Raw genomic sequence first — 25,359 nt, 5'->3', positions numbered from 1 at the left:
TATTAAAAAAAGAGGCTTAGTGTACCTGCCTGAAGGCTTGAGTACAAAACTCATTATGATATTAGATAATAAGGGAAGAATAAGTTAAAAATCGTACAGCTTGTGATCGCTAGCGCAATAACCTTTCATATGTTATGGCTATAATGTCTAAAAGGAGGTATCTGCTTTCGTGCTTTTGAATTTGTTTGTTGACAAATTGCGTTCACAAACTACGTTCACAAAAAGTATTGGAGGTTGGTTATGAGACGTAAAAAAGCCTTTATTATGGGTAATATTTTTATGGGATTAGGCATGATGGCAATGCTTATCAGTTTAGCCTATGTCTTGCTCAGCCACATATTCAGTTTTAGTGAATCTGAATTTTTAGCAGGAATCGCACTAATGGGGTTATTTGTTGGTGCATTGATTTGGCTGGGGGGAGCCAGTCTCGGAGGGCGAGAGCAGGTTACCGATAAGTATTGGTGGTTGAAGAATTATGATGAACGTTATCGCCGTAAAAAACAACATAAACATTCATAATTTTTATTACGTTATTTTTTTAGATGCTGTTGATTTTGACATAACACACGATATAACAAACACATAATATGAAACGAATACCTCACTTTTTAACTGATTCGATTGATCATCTATATGGTAAATCGAATCAGCTCTCTGCACTGTAGATTTTTATCATACACCCAATAGTTTTCAAGTTGCAGTCTGATTGGCTGCAACTTGAAAGGCAAGAGGATACATATAATTAACGTTAAAAACTTGCATTGATACCCAGGCTGAAATTGTAATCCGGTTCCTGGGCACTTCCTTCGTTACGTGTTACGGAAACAATTCCATGTAAATTTTTTAAAAATTCAGCATTGATACCCACTGTATATTGACGCCAGTCCTTACTCTGTTTGCCGCTATCCATAACAAACGATGTTTTGGTGGAATTAATGGCGCTGCGCAGTTTGTAATGGGTATCACCGAACTGGTGATTAAACTGAACAGAGGCATAAGGGTTGAAACGACCTAACTGAGTATCTACACGCCAGCCGAGAGAGCCTACTTTGGAAGTGTATTTTTGATCAGAAAAGTGCATAGAGGTGCTGTTGTGATCGTATTCACGGTAACCTTTTATATTACCTTTATCCCAAGTGTACTGGATAATAGGGCTGGTGGTGATGACCTTAGTGACAGGAATATCCCACCCCGCTGTAAGACGAGTACCCCACTGTTTACCCGTTGTTGATCCAACTTCTCTACGGGTTGCTTTGCCAAGTTGGATACTACGGGTCAGGCTATCGTAATTAATACGGGCATAGTGGATCTCGCCACTTAACCACGCATTGTTATAGAGATTCCATAAGCCATAAGTAGTCACAACATGACCACGCCCCTCATAGGTGAAACTGGAGGCAAGAGTACGTTCATCTTGGTAATTAGAGTATACTGCGCCCAATAACAGACCATCTGTTAGTTGGTAGTCGCTACCCAATGTAAGGACATGGTTACCACTGTTTGTGTAACCACCAAAAACACTGATTTTTCCCTGTGGATTACCTCCGTTACGAAGTTGTTGCAGGTGGCCATCAAGAGAAGCCCGAACACCTTTAACCGCGAGTCGGTTAACTTGGGTCAATGACATCACAAGTGATGGAGCTATATAAATAGAAGTAATGTATTGACCAATAATCTGATGCCCTAATGGTGTTGGATGGAAACTATCGGAGAATAAAAATTCTCTGTCTTTATTAAATTCTTTATCTTTAGAAGAACAAGAACTGGCTAATTTTCCCTGAGGGCAGGCATAACCTAATGTATTTTGAATACCATAAATATAGGGATTTGCTATCACTTCACGCATCAGAGCATTGACATCTGCACGCAGGATATTGCCATTATTCTGGCTGATTTTATCATCTATGAGCTTATTATAAGTATCGGTAAGCTCTGAGGCATTTTTATTGGTTTTTTCGTAGGCCTCGGTCAGTTTTTTTTCAGTTATTTCAGCGGGTATTCCAAATTCCTCCTGGGCTTTTTTAGCTAATTCTTCAAATATTTTTTTAAGGGCGAGTTTACGGGCTTTATCACTGGGAATATCATACTGGTCAATTTTCTTATGGACTTTATCCAGAACTTCTTGAATCTTCTCTTTAGAAGAACCTATTTTTTCTAAGCTATTTTTAATCAATATTTCTAGCAACTTAGGTGTTATTCCCACATCGGGAGCAGTAGGTACAATGATGAGTCCGGCACCAGCTTTAACGAGTTGATTGATTTGCTCTATGGTAGCATTGGCACTGGTATTGACAATGTTACGTGATTTAGAAAAGTCAACCTGACCAGCGATTAAAGCTTCAGCAAGATCATTACCGCCTACCCAGTGAATATAGATACCATTTGGATCGGCTTTTCCGTTATGTTGCTTGAGGTAATCATCAAGTTGTTCTTTAGTATTTGGCTGAAGAATATCTAATCCAGGATCTTGCCGTGTCATCGGTAGAGCTGTTGAACCTCCCAGAGCGTAATTAGTTCCTTTTTTATTAGAAGGGATTAATTTCTTACCTGTAACTTGATGAGAAATATACTCATCGTACAATTCACTATTGGCGCCGTCCGTTGTAAAACGATTATAATTTCCTCCGTCACTCAGGCTATCACCAAAAACATAGACATTGTCATAAGCATAGGCGTTTGTAATGAAATTAACCAAAAATATTGTTGTTGTTGATATTCCAAAAAGTACCTTTTTCATTCGAACTCCCCGGTCAATGTAGCCATTACTTTTCAGTCAGCACAAAACCTCGAATAAAAAACCTCGCTCGAATTAAGGAGGTATTTATTTTTTCTCAAATCTGTCCGTCTTACTTATTCCTGTCCGTCTTACTTATTCTTTGGCTGAGGGCTGATCCCTTTGATAATTTCTATGTGATATTACTTCTGGCTATATATACGAAAAGTCAACACCATGCAGGCATATGTATATGTAGGTTGAACGATGAGAAAAAAGCATGACAGGAATGCAAAAGCGCAAGGAGGTTTCATTTTCCTTGCGCTTTTGCCGCGTTACGCATGTTATTGCGATGGTTTTATCAGATACATCACTTTACTACGTGCACAACATTAGAAGCTGGCATTGATACCCAGATTGAAGTTGTAGTTAGGATCTTGCGAGCTGCCCTCATTACGGGTTACGGAAGCGAAACCACGTACGTTACCAAACAGATTAACATTCGCCCCTACTGTATATTGACGCCAGTTTTTGCTTTGTTTACCACTATCCATAACAAACAATGTATTGGTGGAATTAATGGCGCTGCGCAGTTTGAAATGGGTATCGCCGAACTGGTGATTAAACTGAACAGAGGCATAAGGGTTGAAACGGCCCAATTGGGTATCTGCACGCCAACCTAATGTACCGACCTTAGACGTGTAATTCTGGTCACTAAAGTGCATGGAAGTCCTATTATTGCCGGATTCACGGTAGCCTTTAACATTACCTTTATCCCAGGCGAACTGGATGATTGGGCTGGTGGTGACGACGTCAGCGACAGGGATATCCCAACCTGCGGCAAAACGGGCACCCCATTGTTTACCTGTGGTTGAGCCTGATTCTCTATGGGTAGCTTCACCAAGTTGGATACTACGGGTAAGGCTATCGTAATTAATACGGGCATAATGGAGATCACCACTCAACCATGCGTTGTTAAACACGTTCCACAATCCATAAGCGGTTGCTACATGGGCATTCCCATTATAGGTGAAATTGGAGGTAGGGGAGTGTTCAGTTTTGTCGTTAGAATACAGTGCGCCCAGTAACAAGCCTTCTGTCAGTTGATAATCGCCACCTAAGGTGAACGTGTTATTGCGGCTGCCGCTATAGCCTCCGAATACGCCTAATTTCCCCGCTTCATTGCCCCCGCTGCGCAGTTGTTGCAGGTGACCATCAAGGGAAGCACGAGCGCCTTTAACCGGGGCACGGTTGACTTGATTCAGGGTCATTACTTGTGATGGGGCGATATAAATGGATTCAATATATTGTCCCAGAATTTTGTGTGCAAGTGGTGATGGGTGGAAATTATCAGAGAATATAAACTCCTTACTGCTATCAAAGTCTGCTTGTCCAGACTCGCATTCATTAGCACTTTTGCCTACACCACAAGCATAGCCAAGGTTATTGCTGAAACCATAGATCATTGGATTAGCTATGACTTCACGTAACAGACCATTGACATCAGCACGCAAAATATTGCCATTAATTTGGTTGATTATATTTTCTACCTGATTGTTATAATCATTAGTAAACTTAGTAGCACCAGCACTGGCTTCTTTATATTTTTCTGTAAGTTCTTTTTCAACACTTTCAGGATCTAGCCCATATGCTTTAGCCATTTGACTTAGGTCATGAAATACTTTTTGGAGCGTTAGATTGCGGCCGTCATCACTGGGGATAGTGGCTTCATTAACTTTTGTATGAACTCCATGCAAAATACTTTTGATAGTAGCTTCTATAGTGGCTTTGATTTCATCCGGTGATTTTCCTTCCTTTCTCATATTTTCTGTTAACACTGGTGTTAGCTTTGTTGTTAGTCCAGTTTCTAAAACTATTTCTAACAATTTAGGCGTCGTACCTACATCAGGCACGGTGGGTGCAATAACCAATCCGGCTCCAGCGTCTACCAACTGTGTAATTTGTCCTGCGGTTGCGCTTGCACTTTTTTGCATAATATCGTGTGCAATAGAAGGATTCTTCTGGCTGGCTATCAAAGCCGCAGCAAGATCATTACCACCAACCCAATGGATATAGATGCCATTAGAATCTGCTCGCTTATTACTTTTCAGATAGCTGCTGACTTGTTTGTTCGTTGTATTATCAGGGGTTTTAGGATTTAATTCCCAAATAGAAGTCGCCCCACCTTTGGCATAATTAGTTCCACCTTCATTTGAAGGTATTAATTTGCTGCCAGTAAGTTTCCAAGAAATATATTCAGCATAAAGTTGCTCACTTTTTCCATTTGTTGTAAAGCGTTCTATATCTAGTTTATCCGTCTTACTATTTCCGGTGTCACTTAAGCTATCACCAAAAACGTAAATTTTATCATAAGCATAAGCATTAGAAACGGTGCTGATTGAAAGCGCTAACAGTGCAGGTGTGAATAAAAATGCCTTTTTCATTAGCATTCTCCTTAAAGTAGTTTTTCTTATTTATCATTTACCAGCGTATTGACGTCTAATAGCAAAGCCTGATTGACGCCTCTTCGTCAGATTTTGAGGTGCTGATGGGTTGAATATTTTAAATTGATATACTCTTAGTCAGGCTGTTAACCTATTGATAACAACTCTTTGGATTAAGTACTGATTCCCTGTTAACAATATTCCATATTGCTTTGATTTATTTGTATATAATGTGTTCTAAAAAATGTTTGGTGTTTAGTATTTATACCTTTTATTAACTGAACTAAAGTGACAATCAATGTTGGCATTATTTAACCCAAAATTGATTTCATTAGAGAATTTTGATTTTTCTGATGAAAATTATTTAACAAAATAATTGTTGTGTAACTTATCTACTTTTTGTCATTCATGCTTTTCCTTGAAGGTACTTCGGAGATGGGTATTAATTCTTCACCATCAATACCTCACAAGGCATAGCAGAAAACGGCCGACAGATTAGCAGTATCCATGACACCATACCAGTATTGTTACTCATGTTAATTACTGGACATACCAGATGATTTATTAAGCTATCATGAGGTCGGTTTTTTTCTGTACTTATATGCAAGTTGTTGTTTTATTTAATATGGAGTTTGTTAAATTAATTAACTAATTGATATAATTAATTATTTTAACGATATAAATATTTCGACTTTTAATTAAAACTATTGAAATTATTAAATTCATGGATTAGGTAAAACAGAAAAACCCGTTGATACATCTGTATCAACGGGTTTTTTCAGCGATGACTTATTTAATCACTTGTATAAGTTTGTGCTCAACATCTGCACTGCACATACTTTAGTGTTCAAACATTGCAGAGATTGACTCTTCATTGCTGATACGGCGGATTGCTTCAGCGAGCATGCCAGACAGTGTCAGAGTACGAACTTTGTTCAACGCCTTGACCTCAGCAGACAGAGGAATTGTGTCACAGACAATGAATTCATCTATCATTGAGTTCTTGATGTTTTCTACAGCATTACCAGAGAAAATAGGGTGGGTTGCATAAGCAAATACCCGCTTCGCTCCGCGCTCTTTCAATGCCTCAGCGGCCTTACATAGCGTGCCACCTGTGTCGATCATATCATCAACCAGAATACAGTCACGGCCAGCAACATCACCAATGATGTGCATAACTTGAGAAACGTTCGCACGTGGACGGCGTTTATCAATAATAGCCATATCAGTATCGTTCAACAGCTTAGCAATAGCACGGGCGCGGACGACACCACCAATATCTGGGGAGACAACAATCGGGTTTTCCAAATCTTTCTGGAGCATATCTTCCAAAAGAATTGGGCTACCAAATACATTATCAACCGGAACATCAAAGAAGCCTTGGATCTGCTCGGCGTGCAGGTCAACCGTGAGAACACGGTCTACACCAACGCTGGACAAAAAGTCCGCAACGACTTTGGCAGTGATAGGCACACGCGCTGAACGAACACGGCGATCCTGACGGGCATAACCGAAGTAAGGAATTACAGCAGTAATACGTCCGGCAGAAGCGCGACGCAGTGCGTCGACCATAACGACCAATTCCATTAGGTTATCATTGGTTGGTGCACAAGTGGACTGGATGATGAATACATCGCCACCGCGTACATTTTCATTGATTTGAACACTGACTTCACCGTCGCTAAAACGACCGACAGCAGCGTCTCCCAGGCTTGTGTACAGACGGTTGGCAACACGTTGTGCTAGTTCAGGGGTGGCATTACCAGCAAAAAGCTTCATATCGGGCACGAGAAAAACCTCAGGCTTGCGTCCAGAGAGATATTGTTGACCAATTGAACATTACCTTCATCTTTCAAGTTGCCTCTTTGTTGGCTGCGTTCACTCACCCTGGTCACATAGTTATCTATGTTCCTGGGAATTCGTTCTCTTTCCGCCGAGATGCAACTCGAAATCTATTGGGTATAATTATTCATCGGTTCAATAACATGTTTATCCCAGAGCGGAATGTATGCAACGGTGAAATGTTAACGCCACGCGCAACAAAGCCCTGCATCCACTCTGGGGCTTGATTAAACACCTTACGGGCTGATGCTTCTGATTCGAACTCGCCGAAAACACATGCACCAGTTCCGGTCAGGCGTGACGGGGTGTATTCTAACAGCCATGAAAGAAGCTGTTCAACCTCACGAAAACGTTTTCTTGCGATTGGTTCACAATCATTTTTGAATGGTGCCTGTAATAATGCGGGTAAAGTGCGGATCGGAGAATTTCTTTTTAATTCAGGATCTGTGAAGATTGTCGGGGTTGAGATCTCAATTCCGGGATGGGCAACCAGAAACCATTTTTCTTTTGGAGAGGCTGGTTGAAGTTTTTCCCCAATACCTTCTGCAAAAGCAGCATGGCCTTTGACGAATACCGGAACGTCAGCCCCCAATTTGATCCCAAGTTGTGCCAGCTCATCATCAGATAAATTGGCTTGCCAGTGGTAATTCAGGGCGATAAGCACGGTTGCTGCATTGGAAGAACCTCCACCTAGCCCCCCGCCCATAGGCAGACGTTTGTTAATATGAATATCGGCTCCCAGATATGGGGTGATAACTGAGGAGGGATTATTGTCTTGTAATAAATAGCTTTGTAATAAATGATCCTGTAATAAACGGGCAGCACGTACAATTAGGTTATCATCATGTGCTACGTCTTTAACAGGAGTCAACAGGCGAATTTGGTTATCCTGACGGGGAGTAATAGTCATTTCATCACCGTAGTCCAGAAACTGAAACAGCGTTTGCAGTTCGTGGTAACCATCAGGGCGTCGTCCGGTGATATATAAGAATAAATTTAATTTTGCCGGGGAAGGCCAGGTCAAAGTCATTATTGGGTCGTCCAGTTATCCATTTTTAATTTGATACGGTTATTGCCCTGAATGAGCTCCAGCCGGTTTGGTAATGCGGGAGTGATTGAAGTGTCATATCCCTGATAATTGACTTGCCAGACTTCATCACCTGCGCCATCGCTTACGGATTTGAGCAGATAGTTTTTATCTAGCTGGAAATTTTTGGCGTTTCCAGGCAGGCCGATAATCCAATTTTTCAGATTATCCAAAGGGATGTTCATATGGGTGAGTTGATAAATTAAGTCTTCAGGATTATCGCTGATATATTTCTTTCCTTCATGATCAGTAAGCTGGATCATATTTGGCTGGACAAATAATTCTAACTCAGTTGTTCCTAATGGATTAAGCAGCAGCAGTTTGTAATTATTAACGGTATATTGTTGCCAGAAAAAACGCGCATACACTTTTTTTTCATTTGCCAGGTAAGCAAAAGAACCTCGTGTCTGATAATGCTTTAAATTTTGCAGTTGTTGTTTGCGATCATGCCATTGCGGAGAATTTGCTGATCCTGTTCCGACCGGTGCTTGCGTAACGGTACAGGCCGTCAGTAAAACAGCGGAGAGGGGAAGTAAACGAAAAAATAATGCTATTTTCATACAGTAACCTTTGGCAGACAGACAAAATAGTCTGGTGGCGAATAATGGGCCATCAAAGTCTACAATCAAGGGAATAATTTAGCGAAGTTTTGCCAAAATTTCTCGAATAATTACAGCGGAACTGTTCTATTGACTTTTATTGGATTGTCGCATCAAGTAGAATGCTCGACCAATGAGAGTCCTTATGAAGGGTATAGGTTTATGAGAATGATTATTAATATTGTCATGGACTCATGCCCATGATAACTCAACGCAGTTAAGATGACTTTATTAGCACTCGGTATTAATCATAAAACAGCGCCTGTTTCCTTACGTGAGCGGGTAGCCTTTTCTCCAGATACGATAGGGCTTGCGCTTGATAACCTGCTCCAGCAACCGTTGGTGCGGGGTGGTGTTGTGTTGTCAACCTGTAATCGCACGGAACTCTATCTCAGTGTTGAGCAGCAAGATAATCTAAAAGAGCAATTGATTGATTGGTTATGTGAATACCATCAACTTAATCCTGAAGAGATTAGCACAAGCCTTTACTGGCATCTTGACAGTGAAGCAGTCAGCCATTTAATGAGAGTTGCTAGCGGTCTGGATTCATTGGTGCTTGGGGAGCCACAGATTTTAGGGCAGGTGAAAAAAGCTTTTGCCGAGTCACAAAACTACCAGTCCTTGTCAGGAGAGTTGGAACGTCTGTTCCAAAAATCGTTTTCTGTTGCCAAACGAGTGAGAACCGAAACAGAGATTGGAGCCAATGCAGTTTCTGTCGCCTTCGCAGCTTGTACACTTGCACGACAGATTTTCGAATCCCTCTCTCAATTAAATATTCTGCTTGTGGGAGCAGGAGAAACGATTGAGCTTGTGGCACGCCATCTTAAGGAACATCAGGTAAATCGTATAATAATTGCCAACCGCACGAAGGAACGGGCGCACGCGCTGGCTAATGAGGTTAATGCTGAAATTATTTCTCTGCCAGAAATTGATACCCGTCTGGCAGAAGCTGATATCGTGATCAGTTCTACTGCCAGCCCTTTGCCGATTATCGGCAAAGGTATGGTTGAACGGGCATTAAAATTACGCCGTAATCAACCTATGCTACTGGTTGATATTGCTGTTCCCCGTGATATTGAACCGGATGTTGAGAAATTGAGTGACGTTTACCTGTACAGTGTTGATGACTTACAGGCTATCATTCAGCAAAATCTTGCTCAGCGCAAAGCTGCTGCTGTGATTGCTGAAGGAATTGTGCAACAAGAGAGCACTCATTTTATGGATTGGTTGCGTTCCCAGGGAGCAGTCAATACAATTCGCGAATATCGGGAACAGGCAGAAAAAATCAGGGCTGAAATGACTGCAAAGGCATTGATATCCATACGGCAAGGTGCTGATGCAGAGCAGGTCATCAACCAGTTGACTCACCAATTGACAAATCGTCTGATCCATATACCGACTAAATCACTCCAACAGGCTGCCAGCGATGGTGATTTTGAGCGCCTGAATCTCTTGCGGGACAGCCTTGGGCTGGATCACAACTAACCCTATTTTAAATAAGGTCTGATATTACGAATGAAGCCTTCTATTGTCTCTAAACTGGAAGCATTGCAAGAACGCCATGAAGAAGTTTTAGCTCATCTCGGTGACGCCGATGTGATCGCTGATCAAGAGCGTTTTCGCGCATTATCAAAGGAATATGCACAACTTACTGATGTCACAAGCTGTTTTAAAACCTGGAAAACGATTCAGGATGATATACAGACTGCTGAGATGATGCTTGATGATCCCGAAATGCGGGAAATGGCGCAGGAAGAACTCAAGGACGCAAAAGTTCGTAATGAAGAGCTGGAGCAGCAGCTACAGTTATTGCTGTTACCCAAAGATCCGGATGATGAACGAAACTGTTTTCTTGAAGTCCGTGCAGGAACGGGGGGTGATGAAGCTGCAATCTTTGCAGGAGATCTGTTCCGTATGTATAGTCGCTATGCTGAAGCCCGTCGTTGGAAAGTAGAAATTATGAGCGCCAACGAAGGTGAGCATGGTGGTTACAAAGAGATCATAGCGAAAGTTTCAGGAGACCAGGTCTATGGTCATTTGAAATTTGAATCCGGTGGTCACCGTGTTCAGCGAGTACCGGAAACGGAGTCTCAGGGCCGTATTCATACTTCTGCCTGTACTGTAGCGGTTCTGCCGGAAATTCCGGAAGCCGAATTGCCGGAAATCAGCCCCAGTGATTTAAAAATTGATACTTACCGCTCTTCCGGCGCTGGAGGGCAGCACGTAAATACTACTGATTCAGCTATTCGAATTACCCATATCCCGACTGGGATTGTGGTGGAATGTCAGGATGAGCGCTCGCAGCACAAAAACAAGGCTAAGGCTTTGTCTGTACTGGCTGCTCGCATTCGTGCCGCTGAGGCGCAGAAACGTCAAGAAGCAGAGGCTTCAGAACGTCGTAATCTTCTTGGTTCAGGTGACCGTTCAGATCGCAACCGCACCTATAATTTCCCGCAGGGACGAGTTACTGATCATCGCATCAACTTGACGTTATACCGTCTTGATGAAGTCATGGAAGGTAAACTGGATATGTTGATCCAGCCAATCATTACCGAATATCAGGCTGATCAATTATCTGCCCTATCAGAACAGGAATAACAGCCAGAGCTGGATTAATGAATTATCAACATTGGCTACAATACGCAACGGCTCAGTTGTCTGATAACTTGCCTGGTTCTGACAGCCCTAAACGTGATGCGGAAATCCTGTTGGGATACGTGACAGGACGTTCCCGCACTTATCTGATTGCTTTCAGTGAAACTTCCATTTCAGAGGAAGAGTCTCATAGGCTTGATAATTTATTGGCTCGCCGTATGCGAGGTGAGCCGATTGCTTATATTGTGGGTGAAAAAGAGTTCTGGTCATTGCCGCTTACCGTATCACCGGCAACGTTGATCCCGCGTCCTGATACCGAGTGCCTGGTTGAAAAAGCGCTGGAGTTACTGCCGGAAACAGCCGCGAAAATTCTGGATCTTGGCACAGGAACAGGCGCAATTGCTCTGGCACTGGCAAGTGAGAGACGTGATTGCCATGTGACAGGGGTTGATATCAACCCTGAGGCAGTCGCATTGGCGAAATATAATGTGGAAAAAATTAATACAGGGGAAATTGTCTCACAACTCGTAATTCACAATGTGAATTTTTTACAAAGTGAGTGGTTTTCTGCAGTGGGTGACAGACAATTTGATATGATTGTCAGTAATCCTCCGTATATAGACGAGAATGACCCTCATCTGCAAGAGGGTGATGTCAGGTTTGAACCAGCTACTGCATTGATTGCGGCCCATAATGGTCTGGCAGATTTAAAGGCAATTGTGGAACAAGCCCGCCATTTTTTATTACCGAATGGATGGCTGTTATTGGAACATGGTTGGAGACAGGGAGCTGTTGTGAGGAGCCTGTTTTTAGAGAAGGGTTATCATCAGATAGCGACTTTTCAAGATTATGGTGGTAATGAACGTATCACGGTAGGTCGATGGAATAAAAATGAACCCCATAGCTAATTATGAATTCAATAATGCTCCTCTGATTGATGGTATTATTTTGGTTACAAAGGCTATTCGTCCTGATTTTCCACAAACCTCAGTGGCAGAACAGTTAACTGTGTTGGTTGAAGAAGCACGGCAGGTACTTTCCTTAGTCAATGATACCAAGACAAAATTGCAATCATTGCTGACACTTTTTTATCGGGAATGGAAGTTTGGTGAGGCAAATGGGGTGTACTGTCTATCGGATACTTTATGGTTGGATAGTGTACTTCATTCACGTCAAGGTGCTCCGGTTGCGTTAGGTACGCTGTTTGCACATATAGCTCAGGCATTGGCAATGCCTGTACAGCCAGTGATATTTCCAACACAGTTGATATTACGCATCGATTTGCCTGATCAACCTACGTGGTTCATTAATCCCATGAATGGGGAGACTCTCAATGAGCATACCCTTGATGTCTGGTTGAAAGGTAACATTGGCCCAACTGTTCGGTTGGAAAAGAAAGACTTGCAGGAAGCGGATAACAGCAGCATCGTGCGCAAGATGACAGACACGATCAAAGTTTCTTTAATGGAAGAGAAAAAGATGGAACTGGCACTCAAAGCCAGTGAAGTCGTATTGATGTTCGACCCTGATGATCCGTATGAAATCCGTGATCGTGGGCTTATTTATGCTCAGCTCGATTGTAATCATATCGCTGTTTCCGATTTGAGTTATTTTGTAGAGCATTGCCCTGAAGATCCAATCTCAGAGATGATAAAAATGCAGATTAACTCTATAGAGCAACCGCCAATAGTACTGCATTAACCGTATTTAAATAAATAGCATTATCGTGCGATGACGAAATGTCTGCGCCTGATTTTATGTTTTATTAATACAGCAAATTTATTTGCGCTTAACAACAGAAGGTATAAGCATGCAACAGAAAGTGGTTAATATTGGTGATATTAAGGTCGCAAATGATCTGCCATTTGTATTGTTTGGTGGCATGAACGTTCTTGAGTCACGGGATTTGGCCATGCAGATTTGTGAGCACTATGTCACAGTAACACAAAAACTGGGCATTCCTTATGTTTTCAAAGCATCTTTTGATAAGGCTAACCGTTCTTCTATCCACTCTTATCGTGGCCCTGGTCTGGAAGAGGGAATGAAAATCTTTCAGGAACTGAAACAGACTTTCGGCGTAAAAATCATCACTGATGTGCATGAACCTGCACAAGCTCAACCTGTGGCTGAAGTGGTTGATGTTATCCAGCTTCCGGCTTTCCTCGCCCGTCAAACTGATCTGGTTGAAGCGATGGCGAAAACGGGAGCTGTGATTAATATTAAAAAACCACAATTTGTGAGTCCGGGGCAAATGGGTAATATCGTAGAAAAATTCAAAGAAGGTGGCAATGAACAGGTGATCCTGTGTGACCGTGGTAGTAACTTCGGTTATGACAATCTGGTTGTTGATATGTTGGGTTTTGGTGTGATGAAACAAGCAACCAAGGGTTCACCTGTGATTTTTGATGTAACACATTCATTGCAGTGTCGAGATCCTTTTGGTGCAGCTTCCGGTGGTCGCCGCGGGCAGGTTGCTGAATTGGCTCGTGCGGGAATGGCAGTGGGCATTGCTGGTTTATTCCTTGAAGCGCATCCAGACCCAGAAAATGCAAAATGTGATGGCCCATCTGCATTACCACTGGCAAAACTGGAACCATTCTTGTTGCAGATGAAAGCGATTGATGATGTAGTCAAAGGTTTCCCGGCATTGGATACCAGTAAATAATAATTTGATCGATTGAAATATTAAGTAATATGCGGTTACAGATAATTATTATTGTAACCGCTTTTGTATATCCGGTGACTTTTTATTTTAATGGAGCGATGAATGATTCATCACACCACTAAAATATGGATGAGAAATTTTGTTCTTGGTTATGATATCAATATGCTAGTTTTTATCTTAGATAGATTGGCACTAGTTAATGTTTGATGATTAAAAAAATGTAAAAAATATTAATTAATTACTCTTGTATTGTACTTGTTAAATAAAAATAAAATTTAACGTCTCTTCCTTGATGAAGGTGAATGCTTGGTTTTTGAAAATGAGACATAATTTCTCTTGATACGTCAGATTGTGCAAAATATCGCAGTTGTAATGCAGTTGTAACACTTTGAAATACTATGCCAGTTAATATTGGAATTCTTGGAATCTTAAATAGCTCCCACGAATTAGATTTTATATATTTTGATGCGAATTCCTTCTTTTTATTGAAGTAAGTGTATATAGATACATAAAAATCGAATTCAGTGTAGTTAGCTATGTATTTATCATGATAATAAGAAATAGCACTATCCATTTCATAACCTCCTGTTAGTTATGTTCAATGATATTATATTGTGATTAAATCATTGGAATTATAGAAACCTGAAAATATTCAGGTGGAATAACTTCATTTATTTCATTATAATTAAGAACGAATTTTTCATATTTTAAAAAATTGGTTATTTCCGGATCTTTCTCCATAGCTTTTAAACTCATACCAAAGTCAATTCGGTCATTCTGTATAATAAATTCAAGTCGCGATATATAGTCTCCATTAACAGCTAAAGTTTTTGTTTCTCGAGGGTTGATTGTGCTCTTGTAGACTGAAGGGTTAATTTTATCCTCTTCATACTCTGCCCCAAGAATTACTAAAATAGGTACTTTTGTATTGTTATAAAATGTTTTTTCTATTATCATGATGCTCCCCTTAATAATGAAAAATCGAAACTTTACATCCGATTTTCCGCAGCCGTATCTGTAATATTTTGATCTCTAAGTGTTCGTATGTATATTGCATACACATTAATTCTTAATGAAAAGAATTAATTATGAATGAAACGCGGAAGGAAAGTATCTTATTAAAGATAGGTCATAAACGGTAATTGTCAAGATTGTTGTTACTCTAGATAACTTAAGCCGCTAAAGTAACGAATACCAGTAAATCTATCATGGATGACCCCGTAAAAAATGATTCCACGGGATCAGTTTGGTGCCTATTTGGATAAGCCAAGAAAATCTTAACAATGGCTGGCTTTTTCTGCTGAAATACAAATTTCAGGGGAATAATCAAACTTCATCTCTTTTAACGCCTTGGGTAAGGTAGCATAAAAACTAAGTTGTCCCTCAATGGGTACGATTTTTGCTCTTGCCAGTGTTTTCAATGGTTGGAAAGGAATATCACAAACGACAACATGCTTCTGTCCTTTCGCCATTTCGCGCACAAAACCCTGAAAAGCATGTAGCCCGCCGGCATCCAGAACAGGAACTGCATCCCACTGCATAATAATGATCTGATATTCCTCACTTTTTTCTTTCAATTCAGTAAAAATACGCTCAGCAGCAGCGAAGAAAAGAGGGCCGTTAATTCGGACAGCTAATAGCCCTTGTTCAGTATCCGTCATTGCTGAGGTACTAATCCGGGTCATGTTGGCAATTTTGCGCATAAACAAAAGTGATGCCAGAACAATACCGATAGTAATAGCTATCACCATATCAAATAACACAGTTAATGATAGGCACAGTAGCATCACAATGATGTCATCTCTGGGGGCATGACGAACTAAATCCACAACCTTATGAGCTTCGCTCATATTCCAGGCTACTATCAGTAAAATCGCAGACATTGCCGCTAAAGGTAAGTATGAGAGCATTGGGGCCAAAAATAACAGCGCTAATAATACCAGCAAGGAGTGAATGACTGTGGCAATAGGGGAGGTTGCTCCTGCACGCACATTGGCGGCTGAGCGGGCAATAGCCGCAGTTGCAGTAATGCCTCCAAAAAAAGGTGCAACAATATTACCTAATCCTTGTCCAAGTAGCTCGCTGTTGGAGTGATGTTTTTTCCCTGTCATGCCATCAAGAATGACTGCACATAATAATGATTCAATAGCACCTAGCATGGCCATTGAAAAGGCGGCGGGTAGTAATGCAGAGACGGTATTCCAGCTAATATCGGAAGAACTTGAACCAGGTAAATTCCATGGCAACACAAATTGAGGAAGGATTGGCGGAATGCCCTGACCTTGTACTCCATCCTCTAATGTGTAACTAAACGCGGAACCAATAGTAGCGACATTATGCCCCAATAGGTGCATCACTCCCATTATAGCTGTGCCGGCAACCAAAGCAGGCAGGTGGCCTGGTAACTTAAGTCCCAATTTAGGCCAGAAAATCAGTATCAGAAGAGTGGTCAGGCCAATAAGCGTATCACTCAACTGAAATGAGGGGAGAGACTGAGAGAGAGCAATAATTTTATCAATATAATTTTCGGGGACATGTGTGAGTTGCAGGCCAAAGAAATTTTGTATCTGCATTGTGGCGATGGTGATAGCAATACCAGAAGTAAACCCAAGTGTAACGGACAGTGGGATGTATTCAATAAGCCGACCCAAACGTGCTAACCCCATCACAATCAGGATAATACCAGACATAAGTGTTGCTATCAGCAAGCCACTCAAACCAAATTGCTGTGATACCGGATAAAGAATGACCACAAAAGCAGCCGTTGGCCCGGAAACGCTATAACGTGAACCGCCTGTAATGGCAATAATCATACCTGCGATGGCGGCTGTATACAGCCCATATTGAGGCGCAACTCCACTCCCTATTGCCAAAGCCATTGCCAGAGGAATGGCAATAACACCAACAGTGATCCCGGCAATAGCATCTTTGATAAAACGGGAAAAGGAGTAAGATTCCTTCCAACAGGAGTCAATAAACGCACTAAATAGCCGTATCCCATTAATTTTACGAGTATTCATTTTAATATAAGACCTAAAAATAAGCTTCCCACATAACGGACTAAAATAAGTAAATAGTACAAGGATACTGCTTTTATTGTCCAATAAAGGTGTTATATGTCAAAAAGTTACCTTATAGGTTAGCGTTTAATCAATAAAAATCAAATGCATGGTGTTTTTTGATAATTTCACAGTGAAAATAATGTGTTCAGCATTTTTATATCTATTCATTTATTGAGCTCGATTTCATTTAGTGCTCTGACAACCCGGTTATAGCACGTTATCAAAAGTAAAATGGCTACAATAGGAAACAAATAACTACTCCAATTTAAAGCTGAAGGAAAAATTGCAATAACCAATCCATAAACCCCAAAGACAAAAGCTCGGTCACTTTTCCCCATCGGGCCGTCATAACGCCGTGATGCGCCGATTGTTTGTGCCAATATGCCAATAAATTCAGTCAGAATGGTAAGAAACAGAATAAGCAGTAAACTGATATTGCTGACATAAGGTAAAAAACAAAAAGGGAGATAAAGAGCCACATCAGAAATCACATCTCCCAATTCATTATAAATAGCTCCCAAATGAGATTTTTGGTTGTGTTCCCGCGCCAACATGCCATCAATGGCATTCAGTGCCATACGAATAAAAAGAAAAATAGGCAGGAGCCAATAGAGATGAGAAGAGGGGAATAAACTTAATAATAAACCGACAAAAATTGACAAAAACAGTGCAGCTAATGTGACCTGATTGGCTGTGCATCCTCGCTGATAAAGTTGAATGACGATAGGGCGCAACAGGTTCTGAAAACGGGGTTTTAAATCATATATAGTCATTATTCCCTAAATCCTTTAGAGGTAAAACCGTTAGTCTTATTAATATAAGGTGTAATGTCAAATATTTATGTGCGGGAAAATATAATGATAAAAATAAGTCATCTTATACCTGCTAAGCCCGCCATTGATAATAAACAAGATAGTTTTAGCCTGAATCGACTGAAAAGGTCTTTATTTATAATTCATATATAAATTTTGTTGAATATAACTATAAATTACAAGATATAATTCATAAAGTTACAAAGTGGGAAATAAAGAATATAGACCAATATAATATGAAACAGATAAAGCGATAAATATTACAAGTAGACTTGCCTCTATTCGATAGGAGAGCGTAATGACTGTAACTGAAAGTCTTATTAACACCTACACGGAGTCGGATGCGCTTGATTTAGCCAGGCTGGTCAAGCAGGGAGAAGTAACACCTGTGGAGCTTGTGGAAGCGGCTGTGACATGCATTGAACGATTTAATCCTGAGCTTAATGCTGTAGTCCACAAGCTGTATGATCTTGGTAAAGAAGCTGCAACTTCTGTCGATCATAATGCCCTCTTTGCCGGTGTACCATTTTTACTTAAGGAACTGTTTACTCAATGGAAGGGTACATCACTGACCAACAGTTCTCGCTACATGAAAGATATCATTGCCCCTGTTGACTCAGAAATGGCACGGCGTATTAAACGTGCGGGTTTGATATTGGTAGGGAAATCGAATTCGCCAGAGAATGGTTGGTCAATCAGTACTGAACCAAAACTTTATGGTGTCACAAAAAACCCCTGGAAAGAAGGTATTACCGCCGGAGGATCGAGTGGTGGTACGGCAGCGGCCGTTGCTGCCCGCCTTGTTCCTCTCGGAGAAGCCAGTGACGGAGCAGGCTCTATCCGGATCCCTGCTTCCTGTTGCGGCATTGTGGGGCTGAAACCATCCCGCGGACGTGTGCCCTTGGCACCTTTTGGCGATTATTGGTACGGCGGTGTTTATTTCCTCTGTTGTTCACGCACTGTAAGAGATACAGCCGCTTATCTGGATGTGTTGGCAGGTGGACTTCCGGGCGATCCTTATACACCACCAATACCAGATTTACCGTGGCTAGAGCTGATGGTACGCGAGCCGAAAAAGTTGCGTATCGGGTTTACTGTCACATCACCCAATAACACTCAAATTGATGCACAGGTTAAAAAGGCAGTATTGGCCACCGTTCATGAGTTGGAAAGACTCGGACACATTGTGGAAGAACACAATATGGAGTTTGACACCGAGGTCGCCTGGAGAACTTACACCAACATGACTTGTGTGCAGACAGCGGCAATTTTTGATGATTTATCTAATATTGTCGGACGCCCGGTAACACCCAATGATGTTGAACCTGTGACCTGGGCGATTTTAGAACGTGGGCGTTCGATAAGTGGTATGGCCCATTCCAACGATATAGAAAAGATCCGCTTACTTGGGCGGGAACTCACATCTGACTTGGTATCTTACGATATTTTTATTACACCGACATTGGCACAATTACCGCGTCCTATGGGGTATTATGATATGTCAGAACCTGATATCGATCGTTACAATGCCAAATTGACAGATTCGATGTTCGCGTATCCTTTCAATATTACTGGTCAACCCGCTATTTCATTGCCACTTGGTTGGAGTGATGATGGTATTCCGATCGGTATACAACTCGTCGGCCGCTATGGTGATGAAGCCACAGTGCTTCAGGTTTCTGCGCAACTGGAGCAAGCAATGCCTTGGAAAGGGCGTCGTCCATCAGTGATAGTATGATCAGGCCAGATAGATACACGAGGTATATTTAAACATAAATAGCCCTGTTTATTTAAGCAGGGTTATTATGTTTCCAGAGTTTCAGTTGAGTCAATTTCAGTAATTGGCTTATGATTTATTGGATTATTTTTAACAAATTAAATAGGAATGGAGAATTGTCCAGAGCACAGCGTTTGTTATCTCTAATGGAAATGTTACGCAGTTATCATTTTCCTGTGCAAGGAAAAGTATTGGCACAAAAAATGAACATTAGTTTAAGAACACTTTATCGGGATATTGCGACTTTACAGGATCAGGGCGCGATTATCGAAGGTGAGCCGGGAATAGGGTATGTTTTAAGACCGGGTTTTGTTTTGCCACCACTCATGTTTACTCAAAATGAAATAGAAGCACTGGCATTAGGTGCCAATTGGGTGGCCAAGCGTGCAGATCCACAATTAAGAGAATCGGCAAACAGCGTTGTCAGTAAAATTGCAGCTGTTATCCCAACAGAATTGAAGCAACTTTTGGAGAGCAATTCCTTATTAATTGGGCCGGTGGCAACAGCGATTCAACCCGTAATCGATATTCAGTCTGTAAGACAGGCGATACGCACCAGACATAAAATTACCTTCGTTTATTTAGATCTAAAAGGTAATGAGTCTGAAAGAACGATTTGGCCATTCGCGTTGGGGTATTTTGAAAATATCAGTATCGTGATTGGTTGGTGTGAATTACGAGAGGCGTTTCGTCATTTCAGGTCAGACAGGATAATGAGCCTGAAAGTGGAAAGGCAGTGTTACCCCCGTTCAAGGCAATCTTTACTGAAGGAGTGGCGTGAATTTGAAAAAATAACTGGCTAATCAGAAAGACTACTGACAAAAACTGTCACTTGGTGTTGATATCTTACAACTGTTTTAAGTAATACATACAGTTGTCGGAGATATTTTATATAGTTGAAACAGTATTAAGATTGAAAGCAGTTGTTGAATAAATAAGAAATATGCACCAGGGAAAAATTAAAAAAAGATGTCGGTGTTTCATCTGAATATTGATAAAAAATGTATTTAATGAAATGAATGTCGGGGGTAATATGGTGGCTATATCTGTTAAACCTAATCTTCAGCTTGTTTATGTTAGTGATATTGAGCGTTCAACCGCGTTTTATAAAATGATCTTTAATATTGAACCAATATTTGTAAGCTCACGCTATGTGGCATTCCCTGCTGATGGAGAAGCGCTGTTTGCTATTTGGTCAGGAGAAACAAAACCAGATCTTACAATTCCACGATTTTCTGAAATCGGTATTATGTTACCAAACAGTGAAGATATCGATAAATTGTTTGAAAAATGGAAACAGGAACCTGCAATTAAAGTCTTACAAGAACCTCATACCGAAGTGTTTGGCCGAACGTTTCTTGTTGAAGATCCTGATGGTCATATTATCCGGGTATGTCCTTTGGATTAGGGAGTATAGATAGTTTAAGTATAACGGTTAAAAATACGCAAAAATAGAGGATCCATTTAGGAATAATTATAATAAGAGCCTATTATAGTATTAGGCTCTTAATTTTTTATATCAATAAATTTCAAGATACAGTCAGCAAAGTTATAACTTGGAAATTGAAGAGAATAGAGAAAGGTAAAAGACATGTCGATATTGATGGTTATAAAAAATACCCCTGCATGGGTTTGGGCTTTATTGGTCTTTTTGGTTTTCCGCGGAATTAAGGCGTTAGACGATAGAGAAATGCATCCCAGTCGTTTGTTTTTATTGCCTATATTGTTTTTTATCTGGGCAGTTTACAGCGTATTGCATGAAACGGTTTTTCAGGTTTTTGCATTGCTGGCGCTTATTGTGGGTATACTGGCAGGTATTGCGATAGGCTGGAAATTATGGCGCTCTCAGCCACGATTAAGACAAAAACCTGAAAGTGATTTGATTATTCGTCAAGGTACACCTTTAACTTTGATTTTTATCCTTATCATTTTCTGCATCAAATTCATTCTTTCCGCTACGATAGCTATCCATCCTCCTTTAATACATTCTTTGAGCTTTAATTTGCTGTTTGGCTTTGCCAGTGGTTTGTCAGATGGTATTTTTTGGGGAGGAACGCTGAATCTATTTATTCCTTATTATAAAGATAAGCAAAAAAGTGTTTGAAAAGGATGTACCCATCTCTTAACTAATGAAGTCGGCTTGTGAAGAGCGAAAATGATATGACAATAGCTTTATTGCCTGAAAATAGGGCTGTAATCGAAAACAGGCATCTTGGTGAACCAGAAGTTTTGACTCTGGTGAATAAACCCATTCCACAATTGGGAAACAGGGATATTTTGATCAAAGTGGTCGCGGCGGGCACTGTGGGTCCTGAAGAGAAACGTCAGGCCAGTCTCTCATTAGGCGCGGATGTTGCTATCAATTACGAACTGAAGATTTTGTTGCACAGACGCATTCTGTGACCAATGGGCGAGGGGCGGATGTGATTGTCGATCTGATCGCCGGAGAATATGTGGCGAACATATCGGCAAGATTATGTTGACTATATAAGAAAGTTATGTGTGCAGGTTCTGAGCAATACCCTGGATTAGCAGGGTATTAATTTTTCCGCAATAAACAGGCTATTAATTCCACAATTGCTTATAAATAGCTACCATTTCCGCAATGGTTGGAATACGCGGATTATTACCTGGTGAACCAGAGGCTTCAGCTTGTTTTGCCATTATTTCCATAACCTCAAAGAAACGCGTTTTATCAATACCAAATTGCTTTGGTGTTGGCACAGAAAACTCTTTATTTAAATCGGCTAAGGTTGCCAGAAGTTTTTCACCAGCTACATCGTCATTGTCTGCTGGTTTTGCAAAAGTTAGTGCGCGTGCGCATTCGGCATAACGCTCTTTGGCTGCGTCTAAGGAAAAACGGGTAACGGCAGGAAGTAACATGGCATTGGATAAGCCATGTGGAACATGGAAGAAAGCTCCGATAGGGCGGCTCATACCGTGTACAAGTGCAACAGAGGAGTTAGAAAATGCAATGCCTGCCAGAGTGGAACCCAGTATCATTGCTTCACGGGCAGCTTTATTATTGCCGTCATGATATACCTTGCGCAGGTTGGGGCCGATGAGTTTCATAGCAGCAATAGCCTGGCTATCTGAATAGGGATTAGCTTTCCGGCTAACATAGGCTTCAATGGCATGAGTCATTGCATCAATGCCGGTATCTGCCGTCGTTCTTGCTGGAACGCTGATAGTCAACTCATAGTCGATAATAGCGGCGACAGGCATGAATCCCGTACCTATGCAAAGCAATTTTTCATCAGTTTTTTCATCAGTAATAATTGTGAAGCGAGTACATTCTGAACCTGTTCCTGCCGTTGTCGGAATGGCAATCACAGGTAACCCTTGTTCATTGAATTGGCGGGGAAAACGATATTCGTTGATTGTTCCGCCAAATTTTCCAATCACGGCGATAGCCTTTGCACTGTCAATCGGGCTGCCTCCGCCCAGTGCAATAACAACGTCAAACAAACCACTTTTTACCTTTTCAATCCCGGCCTGAATAGAAGCAGCAGTAGGTTCAGGTATTGTGTCAGCATAGACATCACTTTCAATACCCGTTTTTTGTAGGATAGATTGTAGTTTATCGAGATAACCTAACTGAATCATCATCTTGTCTGTCACAATCAGCGGTTTTTTGCTGCGGATACTTTGCAGAATTTTCGGAAGATTGATGAGAGTCCCACCACCTATTTCCATAATACGAGGTAACACGACAGTGGACATATATAGCTCCTTAACGTTAGGAAATAAAGGTAATGATAAAAGAGGTTGGCCGAATGTCGAAGGTAATAGATGATGAAAAAATAGAATGGTCACTCATATTTTTAATAAATTGTTTATTAGGAAATTATTCGTGAGAAGTGATCTATTGTCGCGATGAACAATCAAAGACAACAGATTGGTTTGAAAGAAAACAGATAAGTTGGTTTGGTGAGGATAATGGGGCTTTCTTAAAGAAGTGGCGGTGAGGGAGGGATTCGAACCCTCGATACACTTTCGCGTATACACACTTTCCAGGCGTGCTCCTTCAGCCACTCGGACACCTCACCGTGTTTTTAATTTTTCAAAATATGGCGGTGAGGGAGGGATTCGAACCCTCGATACGTTTTCACGTATACACACTTTCCAGGCGTGCTCCTTCAACCACTCGGACACCTCACCATATTTTGTTGTTACAGGGATGCTTTCTGTATTCGTCGCTGCAACGGGGCGCTACTATAGGGAAAAGCAGTGCAGGCGTCAACAAACTTGTCACGATTTTTTCAGGCTTTTTGACTGATTAGACAAATAAAAAACAATTTGATTGCCTGGTAAACACTTTTTCGTATCCCACTCGTTTATAGCTACTTGCAATTTTGCAGTAACCGACTTTTTAGTATTATAAATCAGTCACTTATATTTTTTGGCGATCTGCTCTCTTTGCTTATCAATGTATGCGGCAAGATCATTCACATGAATGATTCGTAGTGATTTCTGACTCCCGTCCTACAATGAAGTGGCAAAACGGTTACAGGCCCCAAGGAGGTTATTGAAAGCGTGCTGGTGGTTTCAGAGATGAGGCTGGAACTTAATTTTCAAACCTTGCTTAGTGCGCTGAGGGATCGCCAGAAATCAGCACTGATAAAAGGTGCTGAATATTTTAGCACCTTTGTATTGTAATAGTGTGGATTGATAAACTAAATATGTTATTCCTCATCAACAAGCGGGAACAGGGCCCCAAAGTGGCACTGCACTCACTATAGGAAGTACTGGAGAGTATAAATCAACCCCGCATTTGCTACGTGCATCCATAGCTATAATTATGGCAAGTTCAGCTGCAAGATATGCAATAAGTGCTGTAGAATAGGGTGCGGCTAATTTCACCCAAGCGGGAAACTGATTTACTAAAAATACATTAAGACTGTTTGCAGTAGCTGGTGCCGATACAATGCCTGAGAAAGATTTAATCGTGTTATGAGGTAAATGTACCACATGAAGAGGGATACCTATGCTCTCCTCTCTGTATGTCACTCCAGTGAAATCTGGAGCTGTTTCTTTTTTCATAATTTGAAATTCCTTTGTCTATTATATCAGCGATTTTTTATTGATAACTCATAATGGTTGTTATCCAAAAATAACATTCATCATCAATCTGTTCTTTTGCGGCTTCTATAGTACTAATTCCATCGCGACAAATACGACTCAAATAATATCCGTTGTCAGCCCGCAACGTTATTTTGTTTTCAGAGACATAACCCACGGTAAATATTGAAGCTTCATCTATTTTTACTTTAGCTGCTTCAATGGGGTTTAATTCTCCACGATTCATTCTGCTAAGATACATTTCATTATCGGCTATAAGTACAACTTGGTTAGAACCTGATGACTTGATAGTGAATCTTGAAGGAAGATCTATAGCATCTTTTGTCGCTTCTATTGGGTTTGTATTACCGCGAGTTATTCTACTTAAATATTTTCCAGTTGTACTTTGCAGTGCGATTTGAATTATTTGTTCTGACATGATTTGTCCTCATTATTAGTGATTATTATAATTGAATTTTAATAAATTCTTTATTTTATAGGTGATTGTATATCTAAATGAAATTTATTGTGAATTATAAAAAACATCAATCCATACACCAATAAATGTGTATAAATTAAACTATCGTTAAATTTATAATTATTTTATGAAATAAAGTGAGTAAGGAATGGTGATTAAATGAGAAAACTATATTTCAAATATTTTTGATGTCATGAGGTATTTATATGAACGCATCCCGTTTG

At 40.8% G+C, this 25,359-nt stretch carries 22 protein-coding genes, 2 tRNA genes and 2 pseudogenes; 11 read left to right on the top strand and 15 right to left on the bottom strand.

What is annotated here, in order from left to right:
* Nucleotides 1-240 precede the first annotated feature (240 nt).
* On the top strand, nt 241-519 hold the full coding sequence (ychH, locus tag ABLA85_RS16550) for a stress-induced protein YchH (protein ID WP_367965461.1): 279 nt from the start codon (nt 241-243) through the stop codon (nt 517-519).
* Between the two features lie 229 nt (nt 520-748).
* On the opposite strand, the gene ABLA85_RS16545 is transcribed toward ychH, so the two are convergent.
* From ABLA85_RS16545 to lolB, 5 genes are all read right to left on the bottom strand, one after another.
* Nucleotides 749-2,737, bottom strand: a complete 1,989-nt coding sequence (locus ABLA85_RS16545; protein ID WP_367965460.1) for an autotransporter domain-containing protein — start codon at nt 2,735-2,737, stop codon at nt 749-751.
* A 368-nt stretch (nt 2,738-3,105) separates the two neighbouring features.
* Nucleotides 3,106-5,157 (bottom strand): autotransporter outer membrane beta-barrel domain-containing protein, encoded by a 2,052-nt coding sequence (locus tag ABLA85_RS16540; protein WP_367965459.1) that lies wholly within the window; start codon nt 5,155-5,157, stop codon nt 3,106-3,108.
* Between the two features lie 840 nt (nt 5,158-5,997).
* Nucleotides 5,998-6,945 (bottom strand): ribose-phosphate diphosphokinase, encoded by a 948-nt coding sequence (gene prs, locus ABLA85_RS16535; RefSeq protein WP_047682238.1) that lies wholly within the window; start codon nt 6,943-6,945, stop codon nt 5,998-6,000.
* Nucleotides 6,946-7,126: 181 nt separating this feature from the next.
* Complete coding sequence (ispE, locus tag ABLA85_RS16530; RefSeq protein WP_367965458.1) at nt 7,127-8,029, bottom strand: 4-(cytidine 5'-diphospho)-2-C-methyl-D-erythritol kinase; 903 nt, start codon at nt 8,027-8,029, stop codon at nt 7,127-7,129.
* Nucleotides 8,029-8,646, bottom strand: a complete 618-nt coding sequence (gene lolB / locus ABLA85_RS16525) for a lipoprotein insertase outer membrane protein LolB (protein ID WP_367965457.1) — start codon at nt 8,644-8,646, stop codon at nt 8,029-8,031. Before lolB ends, ispE begins: the two co-directional genes overlap by 1 nt.
* Nucleotides 8,647-8,907: 261 nt before the next feature.
* Here lolB and hemA point away from each other — a divergent pair, with 261 nt between their 5' ends.
* The 5 genes from hemA (at nt 8,908) to kdsA (ending at nt 13,945) form a co-directional block, all read left to right on the top strand.
* A complete protein-coding gene (hemA, locus tag ABLA85_RS16520; protein ID WP_367965456.1) occupies nt 8,908-10,170 on the top strand; it encodes a glutamyl-tRNA reductase in 1,263 nt (420 codons plus the stop codon).
* Between the two features lie 30 nt (nt 10,171-10,200).
* A complete protein-coding gene (prfA, locus tag ABLA85_RS16515; RefSeq protein WP_340619832.1) occupies nt 10,201-11,283 on the top strand; it encodes a peptide chain release factor 1 in 1,083 nt (360 codons plus the stop codon).
* 17 nt (nt 11,284-11,300) lie between these two features.
* Entirely contained in the window at nt 11,301-12,188 is an 888-nt protein-coding gene (gene prmC / locus ABLA85_RS16510; RefSeq protein WP_367965455.1) for a peptide chain release factor N(5)-glutamine methyltransferase, read from the top strand.
* Nucleotides 12,172-12,981, top strand: coding sequence for an invasion regulator SirB1 (gene sirB1, locus ABLA85_RS16505; RefSeq protein ID WP_367965454.1), 810 nt, complete (start codon nt 12,172-12,174; stop codon nt 12,979-12,981). Before prmC ends, sirB1 begins: the two co-directional genes overlap by 17 nt.
* 109 nt (nt 12,982-13,090) lie before the next feature.
* A complete protein-coding gene (gene kdsA, locus ABLA85_RS16500; protein ID WP_367965453.1) occupies nt 13,091-13,945 on the top strand; it encodes a 3-deoxy-8-phosphooctulonate synthase in 855 nt (284 codons plus the stop codon).
* Nucleotides 13,946-14,183: 238 nt separating this feature from the next.
* Here kdsA and ABLA85_RS16495 read toward each other — a convergent pair whose 3' ends face one another.
* The 4 genes from ABLA85_RS16495 to ABLA85_RS16480 form a co-directional block, all read right to left on the bottom strand.
* Nucleotides 14,184-14,519 (bottom strand): hypothetical protein, encoded by a 336-nt coding sequence (locus tag ABLA85_RS16495; RefSeq protein ID WP_367965452.1) that lies wholly within the window; start codon nt 14,517-14,519, stop codon nt 14,184-14,186.
* A gap of 44 nt (nt 14,520-14,563) precedes the next feature.
* Nucleotides 14,564-14,902, bottom strand: coding sequence for a hypothetical protein (locus ABLA85_RS16490; RefSeq protein ID WP_367965451.1), 339 nt, complete (start codon nt 14,900-14,902; stop codon nt 14,564-14,566).
* Nucleotides 14,903-15,222: 320 nt separating this feature from the next.
* Nucleotides 15,223-16,965, bottom strand: coding sequence for a C4-dicarboxylic acid transporter DauA (dauA, locus tag ABLA85_RS16485; RefSeq protein ID WP_367965450.1), 1,743 nt, complete (start codon nt 16,963-16,965; stop codon nt 15,223-15,225).
* A 206-nt stretch (nt 16,966-17,171) separates the two neighbouring features.
* On the bottom strand, nt 17,172-17,780 hold the full coding sequence (locus tag ABLA85_RS16480; protein ID WP_367965449.1) for a CDP-alcohol phosphatidyltransferase family protein: 609 nt from the start codon (nt 17,778-17,780) through the stop codon (nt 17,172-17,174).
* 337 nt (nt 17,781-18,117) lie between these two features.
* Between ABLA85_RS16480 and ABLA85_RS16475 the strand changes: the two genes are divergently transcribed.
* The 5 genes and pseudogenes from ABLA85_RS16475 to ABLA85_RS16455 form a co-directional block, all read left to right on the top strand.
* Nucleotides 18,118-19,557 carry an amidase gene (locus ABLA85_RS16475; RefSeq protein ID WP_367965448.1) on the top strand — a complete coding sequence of 480 codons (1,440 nt, stop codon included), beginning with the start codon at nt 18,118-18,120 and terminating at the stop codon, nt 19,555-19,557.
* Nucleotides 19,558-19,712: 155 nt separating this feature from the next.
* The gene (locus ABLA85_RS16470; RefSeq protein WP_367965447.1) at nt 19,713-20,399 is read left to right on the top strand and encodes a helix-turn-helix transcriptional regulator; all 687 of its coding nucleotides are present in this window, start codon (nt 19,713-19,715) and stop codon (nt 20,397-20,399) included.
* Between the two features lie 230 nt (nt 20,400-20,629).
* Entirely contained in the window at nt 20,630-21,004 is a 375-nt protein-coding gene (locus tag ABLA85_RS16465) for a VOC family protein (protein ID WP_367965446.1), read from the top strand.
* A gap of 183 nt (nt 21,005-21,187) precedes the next feature.
* Nucleotides 21,188-21,700, top strand: coding sequence for a DUF6622 family protein (locus ABLA85_RS16460; protein ID WP_367965445.1), 513 nt, complete (start codon nt 21,188-21,190; stop codon nt 21,698-21,700).
* Between the two features lie 197 nt (nt 21,701-21,897).
* Nucleotides 21,898-22,055 (top strand): annotated as a pseudogene (locus tag ABLA85_RS16455) (zinc-binding dehydrogenase); the annotation flags it as partial.
* 106 nt (nt 22,056-22,161) lie between these two features.
* Here ABLA85_RS16455 and ABLA85_RS16450 read toward each other — a convergent pair.
* The 6 genes and pseudogenes from ABLA85_RS16450 to ABLA85_RS16425 all read right to left on the bottom strand — a co-directional run bounded on the left by ABLA85_RS16450 (nt 22,162) and on the right by ABLA85_RS16425 (nt 25,096).
* Nucleotides 22,162-23,319, bottom strand: a complete 1,158-nt coding sequence (locus ABLA85_RS16450; protein ID WP_367965444.1) for an iron-containing alcohol dehydrogenase — start codon at nt 23,317-23,319, stop codon at nt 22,162-22,164.
* Nucleotides 23,320-23,555: 236 nt separating this feature from the next.
* A tRNA-Ser gene (locus ABLA85_RS16445) sits at nt 23,556-23,645 on the bottom strand.
* 22 nt (nt 23,646-23,667) lie between these two features.
* A tRNA-Ser gene (locus tag ABLA85_RS16440) sits at nt 23,668-23,757 on the bottom strand.
* Nucleotides 23,758-23,985: 228 nt separating this feature from the next.
* A pseudogene (locus tag ABLA85_RS16435) lies at nt 23,986-24,072 on the bottom strand (pyocin activator PrtN family protein); the annotation flags it as partial.
* Nucleotides 24,073-24,291: 219 nt separating this feature from the next.
* Nucleotides 24,292-24,639, bottom strand: a complete 348-nt coding sequence (locus tag ABLA85_RS16430; protein WP_367965443.1) for a hypothetical protein — start codon at nt 24,637-24,639, stop codon at nt 24,292-24,294.
* Between the two features lie 37 nt (nt 24,640-24,676).
* Entirely contained in the window at nt 24,677-25,096 is a 420-nt protein-coding gene (locus tag ABLA85_RS16425; protein WP_367965442.1) for a hypothetical protein, read from the bottom strand.
* Nucleotides 25,097-25,359: the final 263 nt, after the last annotated feature.

Source organism: Xenorhabdus sp. SGI246 (assembly GCF_040838225.1).
GTDB classification, from domain to species: domain Bacteria; phylum Pseudomonadota; class Gammaproteobacteria; order Enterobacterales; family Enterobacteriaceae; genus Xenorhabdus; species Xenorhabdus indica.
The sequence above is the reverse complement of the archived record's forward strand: the minus strand, read 5'-3'. Positions and strand labels throughout refer to the sequence as shown.